The organism is Sphingosinicellaceae bacterium, assembly GCA_019285715.1.
Lineage (GTDB): Bacteria > Pseudomonadota > Alphaproteobacteria > Sphingomonadales > Sphingomonadaceae > Glacieibacterium.
In genome coordinates this window covers 3,258,074-3,271,276 of record CP079108.1, presented here as the reverse complement: position 1 = coordinate 3,271,276, position 13,203 = coordinate 3,258,074, and the positions used below count along the sequence as shown (strand labels likewise).

Sequence of the window (13,203 nt, the reverse complement as noted above, 5' to 3'; positions counted from 1 at the left end):
GCTTGGCGAGCGGGCACGTCGTCGTCGCCACCGGCTTCAACCGCGAGGTCGCGACCATCCGCCAGGGCGGTGTCGTCGTCGTCGCGGGCGGCGGTGACCCGGTCGGCCTGCGCGCCCGCATCGAGCGCGCCGCAGCGGGCGCGAGCGGGATCATGAGCTACGGCATGTGCGGCGCGCTCGCGGACGGGCTGGCCATCGGCGACTGGGTGATCGGCGACCGGCTGTCGGGAGCGGTCGACGTGACCTGCGACCCCGGCTGGGCGGCGGCACTGGCGGCGAAACTGCCCGGCGCGCGGCTCGGCGGCTGCTTCGCCGATGGCCGCATGATCGACACCGTCGCCGAGAAGCTCGCGCTCGGCGAGCGCCACCATGCCCTCGCGGTCGACATGGAGAGCCACGTCGCCGCCGCCGTCGCCGCCGAGCGCGGGCTGCCCTTCGCAATCCTGCGCTGCGTCTCCGACGGCGCCCGCCACCTGCTGCCGCATGCGATCACCGTCTCGATGCGCGCGGACGGCGGGGTCGACGCGAGGGCGATGCTGCGCTCCCTGGCGTCGCGGCCGGGCCAGGCGGCCGACGTGGCGCGAACCAGCGCGGGTTTCATGCGGGCGATGCGGGAGCTGAAGCGCGGGGCCGAGATGGTCGGGCCGCGGATGGGGTTTGTGGGGTAGGGCTGGTGGTGGAAGGCAGACGTAGAGCGTTAGTCAGATAAGCGGCATAACTGCCGCACGGTAGCGCGTCAGGAAATCGGAATACAAAGCCCCGCCGCTGATCTGCCCGTCGAGATAGTCCTGAGCTTCTCTCCGCCGCCCCGCCTTGGCGAGAAGAACGGGAATTCTTAGAGCATGGGCTCCGTAGGCTACCGGGTTGGCCAGCGCATAATCAGCGGCTGCTCCGGCGGTGCTGAGCCTTCGGATGAACGGAACGGCGTGAGCACGTAGCTCCTCGATGATTAGCTCCATTCCTGAGAGCGGCGCCTGGTCTGGAACCGAGGAGATGCTCGCCAGCCGTTCGAATACAGTTGGGAAAATGGTCGCCGTCCTGATCCCAGCATCCGCTTAGCCCGCTGCTCGGCTCGCCTTCGCGACGATACGCTCGACACCTGAGAAGCGCGGTCCGATACTGACGGACACGGTATAGGTTGCGTGTCCGGCGGCGAGTGGGAGGATGATCGCCTCCGTATCGCCGTCGAGCCTAGCTCGGAGGCGATTGCCGCCTACGACGGCCCAATCCGCGCCGCCAATCCGTGCAGCCGCTTGCTCCAATAGCTGACTGACTGCTGCTGTTCGCGTGATCATGGTGCTCACGCCTATGACCAAGCTCTTGTGCGTCGCAGATCCAATGTCCGCAACTCGGGCGTCAGCCGCTGTTTCGAACGCCACCATCCGCGGCTTGAACAAGCTGAACCCCCGACGCCGCACCCACCTTCACGTCCGACAACCCGGCCGCCGCTTTCGTCAGCCGCCGGTCGAGGGTGACGAACGCCTCGCACCCATTCGCTCCAGCCAGATGCAGTGCATCGGCGAAGTCGAGGCCCGCTTGTGCCCAGTCGAGCGCGCGGGCCCCGCGGAGCGGGTCGTCGACGCGGACCCCGCGCAGGCCGGCGAAAGATCGCAGTACGCCGAAACTCAGGTGCGGGCGACGGCGACCTTGCCGTTGCGGCGCATGGCCCCGCCGACCATGCCGAAGCCGCCGACCATGAGCGCCCAGGTCATCGGCTCGGGAACGGCTGAGACATCGGCGACATCGGATATCGTCAGCGTTCCGGCGGTACCCGACCCAAACTGCGTCAGGGCGTAGGTGCCGGCGACGAACCTCGGGGCTGCCTCCGTCCCCGAGTAAAGCTGGAGGCCCGAGAATATGGCCGCGTACGTATTATCGTAGGAAAACCCGCCGGAAAAACCGGGAGTTAGATCATAGTCGGCGCTGAAAAAGGTGAGAGACTGAAACTCGAACGCGCTCCCGTTGAGAGTTCCGGTGGTGCCCGGAGAATAGAAGAACTGGCCAGGAAAGCCATTATCCGGGTTTGAGTCGGGAAGCTCGAAAGTCAAATCGAAGGCAGTCGACGTGAACATGAACTTGGCAGCCGAGGCGGGAGACGCGATCGCAGCTCCGGCGATCGCGCTCGAGATCAACAATTTCCGGATCATAGAGTCCCCCAAAACCTAAACGAAGCCGCTTTCGCAAAGCTATCGAGGGAAATTGTAGCTTTGACAACGATTATAAACACAAGTTCTTGGTGCGATATGGCACTTATCAGGCAATATCAAATCAAGGTGCACCGTATATCAGTGCCTTAAGGCGTTTACGCGAGTAAACGATGCGCTCATCCGAAGACTCAACTGGCTCGTTTCTGGGCCGTCATAAGTACCGGGATGCGACCTCGGTATGAGATTCGGCCACACGATCCCGAGCCGACGACCGGATCGTCGTCGGCCCTCGAGCAGCTAAGCCGCGCGCTGGACCCTTTTGTACCCCTCGGGGTCCGCCAGCTTGATCCGCGCCAGCTCCTTCTCGACGTGGTCGGAGAAGTTGTCCTTCGCGGGCCGGGCGTTCGACAGGTCGATGTCGGCGGCCATCGGGCCCTCGGTGCGGACGCCGTTGCGGCCGACCTTGAACATCTTGAGCGGGTGGCGGATGGCGTCGGTGGCGGCGGTGCCCTCGAAGCCGCAATGGACCATGCAGTTCGAGCACTTGGCATATTTGCCGACGCCGTACTGGTCCCAGTCGGTGCCCTCCATCAGCTCGGCGAAGCTTTGCACATAGCCTTCGCCGACGAGGTAGCACGGCTTCTGCCAGCCGAAGACGGTGCGCAGCGGCATCGACCACGGGGTGCACTCATAGCTCTCGTTGCCGGCGAGGAAGTCGAGGAACAACGGCGAATTGGTAAACTTCCACTTCTTGCCGCCGTCGCCGCGGCGGAACACATCGCGGAAGAAATTCTTGGTGCGCTCGCGGTTGAGGAAATGGGTCTGGTCGGCGGCGCGCTCGTAAGCATAGCCGGGCGAGATCGTGACCTCGACGTCGCGGCGCGTCATCTCGTCGAAGAAACCGGCGAGGCGCTCCGAATCGGCACCGTCGAACACGGTGCAGTTGACCTGGACCCGGAAGCCCGCGGCCTTGGCGAGTTCGATCGCCTCGATGGCGACCTCGTAGGTCCCGGCCTGGTCGACGGCGTGGTCGTGCATGCCCTTGTCGCCGTCGAGGTGGATCGACCAGGTGAAGTACGGCGACGGCGCGTAGTCGGCCATTTTCTTCTTCAGCATCAGGGCGTTGGTGCACAGGATGACGAACTTCTTCTTGGCGATATAGCCCTTCACGATGCGCGGCATGTCGCGGTGGAGCAGGGGCTCGCCGCCGGCGATGGAGACCGCCGGCGCGCCGCACTCGTCGATCGCGGCCATGCACTGATCGAAGCTGAGGCGCTGGTTGAGGATCGCGTCGGGGTAATCGATCTTGCCGCAGCCGGGGCACGCCAGGTTGCAGCGCAGCAGCGGCTCCAGCATCAGCACGAGCGGATACTTGCCGCCCTTGATGTGCTGGGTGACGGTGTAGGTGCCGATGCGCAGCAGCGGAGCGAGGGGCAGGGTCATGCACGGTCCTTCAGCCAACCGCCGTCGCGGAAGCTCAAGCGGCTTCCCTGCGGTCTTCGGGCGCTCGGGTCAACTCCCGCGGGCCTGTCGGTGGACGTCGCAGGTGTCGCATTTCCGCAGCGGCGCGGCGGTATGGGCTGGCCGGGACCCCGGCTTTTTGCGATGGGGCGGCGATGCGCAACACCCTGATCGCTCTCGCCCTGCTCGCCGCTCTGCCGGCGCCCGCCGCGGCTGCGTCCGACCCGGTCGCGCCGATCGCGGCGTTCGACGATGCGCTGCTCGCGTCAATGAAGGCGGGCAAGGCGACGCCGCTGCCGGCGCGGACGGCGAAATTGCTCGCAGTGGTCAAGGCGACGCACGACCTGCCCGCGATGGCGGCGCTGGTCGTCGGCCCGGCGTGGGCGGCGACATCAGCGGGCGACCGCGCGGCGCTGGTCGAGGCCTTCGCCCGGCACAGCGCGGTGCAGTACGCGGCCAACTTCGCCAGTTATGCGGGCGAGCGTTTCGTCGTCGACCCGGCGGTGGTGACGCGGGGTACCGACCGGGTGGTCAAGACGACGATCGCCGGCAACGGCACGCCGACCCCGCTCGCCTACCGACTGCGGGAGTCTGGGGGCGGCTGGAAAATCGTCGATATCTTCGCGGAAGGTGTCAGCCAGATCGCCGTCCAGCGCTCCGAGTTCGCGAGCACGATCAAGGCGGGGGGTGTCGCGGCGCTGACGAAGAAGCTCAACACGGCGGACGAGGCGCGGCTGAAGGGGCGGTAGAGCGCGTGGTCCGCGCCTGGCCAGCCGCCGGCGCGACGCCCCCCGACTTCCGGGCGGGCGCGCCCGTCAGCCCGAAGCCGCCTATCATCAGCAGCGAAGTATCCGGCTCGGGCAGGACGTTGCCCCCGCCGCCCGTCGCGTCGTCGACGAAGGCCAACCCCGTAATCGGGCATTGCAGCAGCGCGACCATGCCACTCCTGAAATACGCGCCGACGCACTGGGGCGACTGGCAGATCTAGGTTCCGGTTCCGATCCGAGAGCCGGGCGGCGCATGGCGCGTGATAACATCCGAACGACGGCTCAGCGCCGCTTCTGCGACCCGAGAAGCGCCGGCTCGAACACCAGCGCGCACACCAGGGTCCACGCCAGTGCGATCATCAGGATCTTGCCCATGCTGGCTGTCCCTGGGTGGTGCGACAGCCACAGGCTGCCGAAAGCCGCGCCGGTGGCGAGCGCGCTGAACAAAACGGCGCGCGCGAGGCTGGAGGAAAGCAGCGATGTCGCGCCGTCGCGCCAGGCTAAGACCAGATAAACGTGGAACGCGGTTCCAACTCCAAAGAGCAAAGGGAAGGCGATTATGTTAGCGAAGTTAATGGGTTGCCCGATCAGTACGCAGGTCGCCAGGGTCAGGAATCCCGACAGCACGACCGGTGCCAGCGTGAAGGCGACCTCGCGGACCGAGCGCAGCACCAAGAGCAGCAGCAGCGAGATCGCGATCAGGGCGTAGACGCCGGCCTCGATGAAGGCGCGGGCGATGGTGCCGGCGGCGGCCTGCGTCGAGATCGGTGGTCCCGACGCGTGCGGGGCGACGCGCTGGACGGCGCGGGTGAAGGCGGCGAGCGTCGTGTTGTCATTTGAATTGCCGCGCGGAAAGACTTGCAGGCGCGACTGGCCGGCGGGTGTCTGCCAGTCGCGGACGAGGTCGGCGGGCAGGGTGGCGCGGGTGACGGGCCCGGCCTGGAGCAGCGCGCGGAGCTGGTCGAGCAGGAGCGTCAGCGGCGGTACCAGCATCGTGGTAGCGGCAGCGCGGTGCCCGGGCGGGGCGGTGGCGAGGGCTTCGAGGACGCCCGCGAGGCGGACGGCGGGTGCGGCGGCGGGGCTGGTGTCGGTGCTAGCGGCGGTGCGGAGCCGGCTCGCGGTGCGGCGGAGCGCGACGACGGTCTCGGCGTCGGTGGGTCGTGCGGCGACGGCGAACGGGTCGAGAGTGAACTCGAGCAGGTTGCGCGCGTCGGCGATCAGCGCGAGCTTGGCGGGCTGGTCGGCGGGGATGAAGCTGGCGATGTCGACGACCTGCGACACCTCGGGGAGCGCCGAGAGCCGGGCGCTCAACCGGGCTGCGGCGGCATCGTCCGGGGCGAGCACGTCGACGGTGTTCGGCGTCCGGTTGGGGTCGCGCATCAGGTCGGCGAGCGTCGCCATTGCCTCGCCGTTCGGGTTGCGAAGGTTGTACGGATCGAAGTCGAAGCTAACCAGCGGCAGTAGCGCGATACTGGCCAGCATCGACGCCGCGAAGGCCCATAATACAGCCTTGCGGTGCCGCTGGAGCCAGTGCTCGGCAGGGGCGAAACGCGTCAGGCCGGGGTCGCCGATGCGGGACGGGTTCAACAGCACCAGCAGCGCCGGGAGCAGGGTAACGCTCAGCGCCAGCGCGACGCCCATGCCGACCGCCGCGATGATGCCGAGCTCCGAAATCCCGATGTAGGCGGTCGGCAGGAACGCCGCGAACCCGAGCGCCACCGCCGCCGCCGCGACGACCAGCGCGTGGCCGAGCGTCCGGCCGGCACGGCGCAGCGCGGTCGCGGTGTCGGGGTCGGTCTCGGCCCGGAAACGCACGCTGAGCTGGATCGCGAAGTCGATGCCGAGCCCGACGAACAGCGGGATGAACGCCACCGAGATCAGGTTGAAGCGCCCGACCAGCGCCAGCCCGAGCGCCGCTGTCACGACCAGCCCGGCGACGATGGTCACCGCGATCGCCGCAACGATCTTCGCCGAGCGCGTCGCCACCCACAGCAGCAGCAGCATCGACCCCGCCATCACCGCGCCGACGATACCTGCACCGTCGGCGAGCGAGGCGAACTCCTCGTCTGCCAGAGGTACCGCTCCGGTGAGGCGGACCCGGACGCCGTGGGCCGGATCGAGCTTGAGGGAGGTCGCGAGCCCGCGAGCCGCGTCGCTGGCGGCCGCGCCCGGCGTCAGGTCCCCGTAGTCGAGCACCGCCTGCGCGACGATAACGCGGCGGGTCGGGGCCGCGAGGGCGCCGCGGGTTGCGCCGAACAGACCGGTCCACGAGAATTGCGGCTGCTTGCCCGCGACGATCCCGCCGAGCCCGTCGCCAAGAGCGCGAACCGGATCGGCGATGTCGCTGAGCTTCGCGCTGCCGGTCGAAACACCGGTGAGGACTGTCGACAGGCTCGTCATCACGCCGCGCAGGCTGGGGTCGGCGGCGAGCGGCCCGAGGAAGGGTTGCGCCGCGACCAGCCGCGCGGTGGCATCCGACACTTCGGGGGTGGTCGCGAACAACAGGCCGTTCTGCGCGAAAAACGCGGTCGCATCGGGCCGCCGGACGGTGCGGAAGTGCGCGGTGTCGCGGGCCATCGCCGCGGCGAGTGCGCGCGCGCCGAGCTCGGCCGCCTCGGGCGTCGCGCCGTCGACGACGACCGCGGTCGGGTCGCGGTTCTGCGGGAACGCCGCGTCGATCACGGCCTCGTCGCGCCGCCACTCGACGGTCGGGGCGATCAGCGCGGCGGTGTCGGTGGTCATGTCGAAATGCCGTGCCGCGAACGCACCGGCGGCGAGGGTCAGGAGCAGCGCGCCAACGATGACGGCGCGCGGGAAGGCGACGGCCAGCGCGACGGCGCGTTCGACGAGGGAGGGGGTTGAGGGCGCGGGACCGGGCATCGGCAGCGGTTAGCACGGCACGCGCAGCGGGGCAGCCTCGGTTCGACCCGGAGGATCCCGGAGCCAGCTCTCGCGCGGCGGCGCATTTCGCTCTAGCGACGGTCCGCATGGCCTACCAGCATTCCACCCGTGCCGTCCGGGTTCTCCGGGTCTACTGCCCGATCGCGGCGGAGACGCTCGTCGCGCTGGCGACAGGCCAGGCGGCTGCGATCGACCGGGACGCGACACTCGCCGCGATCCTGGGGATCGTTCGCGGCGATAACCCGCTCGGCGATTTCGCGCCTTACCGATCCGTCGTCGAACTCGCGCCCGGCTGGGAGCTGTTCACTCCGGGCGCCGATGCCCGGCCGGCCTTGGGCGAGGCCGGACGTGCCTCGGCGTCGCCGACCGCCATCCTGACAATCTACATCCCGGCGGACGCGCCCGAGGCGGCGGTCTCCAGCGCGGTCGACGCGATCGTCGCGGCGCATCCGTGGGAGGTTCCGGTCATCGAGCTGACCGAGGCGCGTCTGGTCGTCCGGTCCTGATCCGCGCTTACCGCTCGAGGAAAAACCGCAGCATCGCGCGCGACGCATCCGGCCCCGCGGGATCGGTGTAGGTCCCGGCCGCGCTGCCGCCCGACCAGGCGTGACCGGAGTCGGTAACGGTCCATTGTTCGATCAGCAGCGTACCGGCGGCGTCGCGGCTACGCCTCCGCGTCCAGGCGCGACCGCCGACGCTGCGACCGGTATCGGTCGTTGTCGCCAGTTCGACACCGGTGTCGCGGGCAGCGGTCGCGACGATCTCGCGGGCGTTGATCTCGGCGACGGTCGTGTCGCGGTCGCCGTGGAAGGTGATGACCGGTACGAACCGATCCGGCTTTCGGACGGTCGTGGCACCGCTCGATTGCCCGCCCTGTTTCATCGCCGTGAGCGCGCTCGACACATCGTGTGCCGCGCCGCAGGCCAGCCCCGAGTGGATCCCGACGGCCGCGAACAGGTCGGGATAGATACTCGCCAGGATCGCCGCCGCGGCACCGCCCGCCGACAACCCGGCAACGTAGACGCGGCCCGGGTCGACAGCGTGGTCGGCGACCAGTTCGCGGGTCAAGCCAGCGACCAGTGCGGGCTCGCCGCGGTCGCGCTGCTGATCACCAACGCGGTACCAGTTCCAGCATTTGTTCGGGTGGCGGGAGTGGGTCTGCCCGGGGTAGGCGACGAAGAAGCCAAGCTCGGCGGCCAGGGCGTTCATGGCGGTCCCGGCGGCGAAATCGTCGGGTGACTGGGTGCAACCGTGGAGCATGACGACCAGCGGCATGCCCGGCGCGGCGCCTTGCGGCGTGTAGAGCTTGTAGCCGAGGCTACCGGCGTCGCCGTTGTAAGTGTGCGCGTGGAAACTGCCGGCGGCATCGTTGGCGCTGGCATGGCTGGCCGACCTGGCGGTCCGGCGGGCCGCGGGAGCGGCGGCCTTGCCGGATACGGCGGCCTGGGCGGCGACAGCGGCGGCTTTTTTCAACGCGGCGGCGATCTTGGCGGCGGCGTTGGCCGTGGCCGTAGCACCGGTGCTCGCCGACGCACGCGCCTTGGCCGCTGCCGGGCGCGCCGTGTGGTTTGCCCGGGGCTTGCCCACCTTCGCTGACGGGACTGTACCCGTCGCCGCGGCGGCCGGCCGAGGGCTGTGCGACGTGCTCGTCGCGGTCAGGTCGATCGTCGGCGTCAGGTCGTGCACGTCGGGCGCACGTGGCGTGACACCCCCGTACAACAGCATCTCAGTCGCACCGACAAGGTCCCCGCTGCGGGTCAGCCGCAGCGCTTCCGCCATCGTATTCGTCAAACTCATGTATCGCCGTCCAATTTTGTGCGCTGCAGCATTAACGCCCGAAATCCGCATGTGGTCCAGCGTAAATAATATAAATCTCCGTTGTTCCAAACCAAAACGGCACAATTCTCTTGACTACCGTCACGCTATCGGGTAAACAAAACCCAGCCTGACGAATTGCGCAACAAACGGCGACAGGCCTTCAACCAACCGCAGCGGATGTTCGCACCTCGATCCGGGGCCGACGCCGCTTGCCTCATGGGGAGACGCACATGACAGCTTCGCTCCGAACCTCCGCGCCTCGGAAAGCAACGCGCCAGCGTGTCTCGCTCCGCGACGCCAAGGTCCAGGCCGCCTACCTCCGGGCCTACCGAGCCACCGGCTTCCATACTCTCGCGGCTGTCGCAGTCGCAGTGACGCCGGCAGCGGCGGCGTGCCACCGCCGGATCGACCCCGCGCTCCGCAGCGCCTGCGCCGCTATCGATCAAGCCCGCGACGCACCCGTTCCCCGCGCTCCGTTCCGGCGCTGGACCGCGGCCCGCAGCGTAGTGTTCCTCGCGGCGCTCGCGGCGAACGGCAGCGTCCAGGCCGCCGCCGATCATGCCGGCCTGACGGTCCCCAACGTCTACAAGCGCCGCGTCGAAAACGCCGACTTTGCCGCCGACTGGGCGATGGCCCGCAACCGTGCCCTCGACCGCGTCGAGGACATGCTGTTCACCGGCATTTTCAATGGCTTCAAGCGAACCGAGACGGTCGGCGACGTCGTCAAGACCGTCATCGTGCAGCGTCCCGACGCGATGTTCCGCCTGCTCGGAACGCGCCGCAATGCCGACCGGCCCGGAGTCCGCACCCTCGAATTGACGCCGGCATTGCTCGCCTCGGCGCGCGCCAAGCTCGAGCGCCAGTTGCGCCTCGCCGCTGCCAGCGGCAACGCCGATGCGGCGATTGCCGCGCTCCCGCTCGCGGCCCTGCCCGCTCCCGCAGGATCGCCGGGCACGGCGCTCGCGCTGGTCCCGCCGGTGACGGTTCCAGCCCGGTGAGCGCCGGCGACACGAAGCATCCGAGCGAAGCCTTGCCCTATGACGCGAACGAGATGGCAATCGCTGCGGGCCTCTACGTCGCCCACGACGGCCAACTGCCGCCACCGGGTGACTGGACGACGTGGCTGCTTCTCGCGGGCCGCGGCTACGGCAAGACACGGACCGGCGCAACGTGGATCGCGACGCTCGCCACGAGCCGTCCCGGTTCACACTTTGCCTTGATCGGAGCGACGCACGCAGACGCGCGCGCAGTGATGGTCGAGGGCGAGGCGGGACTGCTCGCGGTCAGCGACGGTGCCGTCTTCCAGCCCGGACGCCGCCGCGTCTACTGGCCCGACAACGGCTCCAGCGCGACGCTCTACTCGGCCGAGGAACCAGGTTTACTGCGCGGCCCGTCGTTCCATTTCGCCTGGGGGGACGAGGCGGCACGCTGGTCGGACGGCCCCGCGGTGCTGAGCAACCTGCGGATGGCGCTGCGTCTCGGCGATCATCCGCGGCTGCTGCTGACGACGACTCCGCTGCCCCATGCGTGGCTAAAGGCGATCGCCAGCGACGCGCAGGTGGCGACGACACGCGGGCGCACCGCCGACAACCAGGTCAACCTGCCCCTGCCGTTCCTCGCCGACGTCAACCGTGCCTATGGCGGCACCAGTCTCGGCCGGCAGGAGCTCGACGGTGAGTTCATCGAGGACCGCGAGGGCGCGCTGTGGCAGCGCGCGAGTTTCGAGGCTCACCGCATCGGTACAGCGCCCCCGCTCCTGAGGGTCGTCGTCGCGGTCGACCCGCCGGCCGGGGAGGGCGCCAAGGTCGACGCCTGCGGGATCATCGTCGCGGGCCTTGGCGCGGGCGGCATCGCCTATGTCGTCGCGGACCGCACCGTGCAGGGCCTCAGCCCCGAGAACTGGTCGCGCGCCGGCGCCCATGCCGCCGACGAGTTTAGTGCCGACCTGGTTGTCGCTGAGGGCAATAACGGTGGCTCGATGGTGCGCTCGATGCTGGTCGCCGCCGACAGCGAGATGAACGTGCGGCTCGTGCACGCCACGGTCGGCAAGACGGCGCGGGCCGAGCCGGTGTCCGCCCTCTACGGCCGCGGCAAGGTCCGCCACGTCGGCCCGCTGCCGGCCCTCGAGGACGAATTGTGCGGGCTTGGCGCCGCCGGGGCGTGGTCCGGCCCGGGCCGCTCGCCCGACCGTGCCTACGCGCTGGTCTGGGCGCTCACCGAGCTGCTGCTGCGTGGCCCTCGCCGCGAACCCGGGGTCCGCGCCCTCTAGTCATTCCAGGGAGATATGCATGAAATTCCCGTTCCTCACCAAGGCGCGGCCGGTGCAGACGCGCACCGCGCCGTGGGCCGGCAGCTGGGTAGCGACGACGCCGCCACGCAGTTACGAGGCGCAGGTCCGTGCCGGCTTCGTTGCCAACCCGGTGGTCAGCCGCGCCGTGCGCATCGTCGCCGACGGCATTGCCGGCGCGCCGATCGTCAGCACCCCCGCGGCCCATCCGGCACTGGCGCTATTCGGCCACGACGGCGCAGTGCTCTAGATCATCGCCGCGAACCTGCTCCTGCACGGCAACGCCTATGTCGAAATCGCTTGCGGGGCGGCGGGGCTGCCCGTCGCGCTGTATCCGCTGCGCCCCGAGCGGATCACCGTCGAGGCCGATGCCGGGGGCTGGCCGGTCGCCTATCTGTACCGCGCCGGTTCATCGCTGACCCGCTATCCGGCAACGACAGGCGGCCAGCAATCGGGCCTGCTCCACCTCAAGGGCTATCATCCCCTCGACGACCACTACGGGCTTGGTTGCCTCGCGGCGGCAGCGGCGGCGGTGGAGGTCCACAACGGCGCGGCGCGCTGGAACCAGGCGTTGCTCGACAATGCGGCGCGACCGTCGGGGGCCCTGGTCTATGATCCCGGTGACGGCTCGACCCTGTCGGCGGCACAGTTCGCGCGGCTCAAGGACCAGATGGGTGAGCAGTATATGGGCGCCGCCAACGCCGGGCGCCCGATGCTGCTCGACGGCGGCATGAAATGGCAGCCGCTGTCGCTGACGCCCGCCGAGATGGATTTCGTCCGGGTTCGCGACAATGCGGCGCGCGAGATCGCGCTGGCGTTCGGGGTCCCGCCGATGCTGCTCGGGCTGTCGGGCGACGCGACCTATGCCAATTACCGCGAGGCCAATGTCGCGCTGTGGCGGCTGACGTTGCTGCCGCTGGCGGCGAAGATCCTCGGCGGATTGTCGCGGCGGCTGCAGGACTGGTGGCCCGACCTCCACCTCGATCTCGACCGCGACGCGGTGCCGGCGCTGTCTGCCGACCGGGAGATGCTGTGGAGCCGGGTCAGCGGCGCGAGCTTTCTGAGCGACCCCGAGAAGCGCGCGATGCTCGGCCTGGAGATGGGCCGATGATCGCCGCCTTGCTGGCGCGGGCCGAGGCGGAAGGCGTGTCGAAGGCCACGTTACTCGAGCTGATCGAGGCCGCGAGCGAAGCCGGGGCAACGCGCGCGCTGAACCGCATCGGCTTGCACGATGCCGATGCGGGCAAGGACATCGGCGACCTTCGCCAGCTCGTGCAGGGCTGGCGCGACGCCAAGAGTTCGGCGCTCAAGGCGGCGGCGGCCTGGGCGATGCGCGGGCTGATCGCACTGCTGCTGCTCGGGCTGGCGGCGAAGTTCGGCTTTGTCCGCATCGGCGGCCTGGCATGACCGACCTCAGATTGGCGGGTTACGCCAGCATCTTCGACCGGCCCGACAGCGGTGGCGATATCGTCCGCGCCGGGGCGTTCGCGCGCGCCGTCGCCGCGGGGGCGAAGCTGCCTCTGCTGTGGCAGCATGTCGTTGGCGAGCCGATCGGGTTCGTCGAGCGCATTGCCGAGGACGGCCGCGGGCTCCGGGTCGTGGCGCGCATCGCCGCGGACACGGCGCGCGGCGGCGACGCGGCGGCGCTGCTCCGCGCCGGCGCGCTCGACGGCCTCAGCTTCGGTTACCGCGTTCGGGCCAGCCGACCGGGGCGGGGCGTGCGTGAGCTGACCGACCTCGACCTCATCGAAGTCTCGCTGGTGACCTTCCCGATGCAGCCCGCGGCGCGGGTGATCGCCGTCGAGGACGCAAGCAACTGATT

Annotated in this window: 13 protein-coding genes and 1 pseudogene; 9 read left to right on the top strand and 5 right to left on the bottom strand. The window is 69.3% G+C overall.

All coding sequences use genetic code 11. The features are described 5' to 3' along the window. Positions 1–2: 2 nt before the first annotated feature. Positions 3–668 (top strand): phosphorylase, encoded by a 666-nt coding sequence (locus KX816_14965; GenBank protein QXQ05524.1) that lies wholly within the window; start codon positions 3–5, stop codon positions 666–668. Positions 669–701: 33 nt separating this feature from the next. On the opposite strand, the gene KX816_14960 is transcribed toward KX816_14965, so the two are convergent. The 3 genes from KX816_14960 to hpnH form a co-directional block, all read right to left on the bottom strand. Next, on the bottom strand, positions 702–959 hold the full coding sequence (locus KX816_14960) for a hypothetical protein (protein QXQ05523.1): 258 nt from the start codon (positions 957–959) through the stop codon (positions 702–704). Between the two features lie 666 nt (positions 960–1,625). Next, positions 1,626–2,147 carry a PEPxxWA-CTERM sorting domain-containing protein gene (locus KX816_14955; protein QXQ05522.1) on the bottom strand — a complete coding sequence of 174 codons (522 nt, stop codon included), beginning with the start codon at positions 2,145–2,147 and terminating at the stop codon, positions 1,626–1,628. A gap of 297 nt (positions 2,148–2,444) precedes the next feature. Continuing rightward, positions 2,445–3,590 (bottom strand): adenosyl-hopene transferase HpnH, encoded by a 1,146-nt coding sequence (hpnH, locus tag KX816_14950; protein ID QXQ05521.1) that lies wholly within the window; start codon positions 3,588–3,590, stop codon positions 2,445–2,447. Between the two features lie 173 nt (positions 3,591–3,763). Between hpnH and KX816_14945 the strand changes: the two genes are divergently transcribed. Together KX816_14945 and KX816_14940 are read left to right on the top strand one after the other, a co-directional pair. Next, entirely contained in the window at positions 3,764–4,357 is a 594-nt protein-coding gene (locus KX816_14945) for an ABC transporter substrate-binding protein (GenBank protein ID QXQ05520.1), read from the top strand. 5 nt (positions 4,358–4,362) lie between these two features. After that, entirely contained in the window at positions 4,363–4,596 is a 234-nt protein-coding gene (locus KX816_14940; protein QXQ05519.1) for a hypothetical protein, read from the top strand. Between the two features lie 61 nt (positions 4,597–4,657). Here the strand turns inward: KX816_14940 and KX816_14935 are convergent, their stop codons facing one another. Beyond that, positions 4,658–7,255: an MMPL family transporter gene (locus tag KX816_14935; GenBank protein ID QXQ05518.1), complete on the bottom strand. Its 2,598-nt coding sequence runs from the start codon at positions 7,253–7,255 to the stop codon at positions 4,658–4,660. A gap of 107 nt (positions 7,256–7,362) precedes the next feature. Between KX816_14935 and KX816_14930 the strand changes: the two genes are divergently transcribed. Beyond that, entirely contained in the window at positions 7,363–7,782 is a 420-nt protein-coding gene (locus KX816_14930; protein QXQ05517.1) for a hypothetical protein, read from the top strand. Positions 7,783–7,789: 7 nt separating this feature from the next. Here KX816_14930 and KX816_14925 read toward each other — a convergent pair whose 3' ends face one another. After that, positions 7,790–9,073 (bottom strand): PHB depolymerase family esterase, encoded by a 1,284-nt coding sequence (locus KX816_14925; protein ID QXQ05516.1) that lies wholly within the window; start codon positions 9,071–9,073, stop codon positions 7,790–7,792. A gap of 251 nt (positions 9,074–9,324) precedes the next feature. Between KX816_14925 and KX816_14920 the strand changes: the two genes are divergently transcribed. From KX816_14920 to KX816_14900, 5 genes and pseudogenes are all read left to right on the top strand, one after another. Continuing rightward, on the top strand, positions 9,325–10,092 hold the full coding sequence (locus tag KX816_14920) for a hypothetical protein (GenBank protein ID QXQ05515.1): 768 nt from the start codon (positions 9,325–9,327) through the stop codon (positions 10,090–10,092). Continuing rightward, entirely contained in the window at positions 10,089–11,363 is a 1,275-nt protein-coding gene (locus KX816_14915; GenBank protein QXQ05514.1) for a terminase family protein, read from the top strand. Before KX816_14920 ends, KX816_14915 begins: the two co-directional genes overlap by 4 nt. Positions 11,364–11,382: 19 nt before the next feature. Then, positions 11,383–12,492 (top strand): annotated as a pseudogene (locus tag KX816_14910) (phage portal protein). Beyond that, positions 12,489–12,788, top strand: coding sequence for a hypothetical protein (locus KX816_14905; GenBank protein QXQ05513.1), 300 nt, complete (start codon positions 12,489–12,491; stop codon positions 12,786–12,788). The pseudogene KX816_14910 and the gene KX816_14905 overlap by 4 nt, the downstream one beginning before the upstream one ends. After that, positions 12,785–13,201: an HK97 family phage prohead protease gene (locus KX816_14900; protein ID QXQ05512.1), complete on the top strand. Its 417-nt coding sequence runs from the start codon at positions 12,785–12,787 to the stop codon at positions 13,199–13,201. Before KX816_14905 ends, KX816_14900 begins: the two co-directional genes overlap by 4 nt. Positions 13,202–13,203 lie beyond the last annotated feature (2 nt).

Excerpts from the sequence above, each read along its gene's own strand:
- KX816_14960 (QXQ05523.1), bottom strand. The coding sequence starts at position 959 with ATGGAGCTAATCATCGAGGAGCTACGTGCTCACGCCGTTCCGTTCATC.
- KX816_14955 (QXQ05522.1), bottom strand. The coding sequence starts at position 2,147 with ATGATCCGGAAATTGTTGATCTCGAGCGCGATCGCCGGAGCTGCGATC.
- hpnH (QXQ05521.1), bottom strand. The coding sequence starts at position 3,590 with ATGACCCTGCCCCTCGCTCCGCTGCTGCGCATCGGCACCTACACCGTC.
- KX816_14945 (QXQ05520.1), top strand. The coding sequence starts at position 3,764 with ATGCGCAACACCCTGATCGCTCTCGCCCTGCTCGCCGCTCTGCCGGCG.
- KX816_14935 (QXQ05518.1), bottom strand. The coding sequence starts at position 7,255 with ATGCCCGGTCCCGCGCCCTCAACCCCCTCCCTCGTCGAACGCGCCGTC.
- KX816_14930 (QXQ05517.1), top strand. The coding sequence starts at position 7,363 with ATGGCCTACCAGCATTCCACCCGTGCCGTCCGGGTTCTCCGGGTCTAC.
- KX816_14925 (QXQ05516.1), bottom strand. The coding sequence starts at position 9,073 with ATGAGTTTGACGAATACGATGGCGGAAGCGCTGCGGCTGACCCGCAGC.
- KX816_14920 (QXQ05515.1), top strand. The coding sequence starts at position 9,325 with ATGACAGCTTCGCTCCGAACCTCCGCGCCTCGGAAAGCAACGCGCCAG.
- KX816_14905 (QXQ05513.1), top strand. The coding sequence starts at position 12,489 with ATGATCGCCGCCTTGCTGGCGCGGGCCGAGGCGGAAGGCGTGTCGAAG.
- KX816_14900 (QXQ05512.1), top strand. The coding sequence starts at position 12,785 with ATGACCGACCTCAGATTGGCGGGTTACGCCAGCATCTTCGACCGGCCC.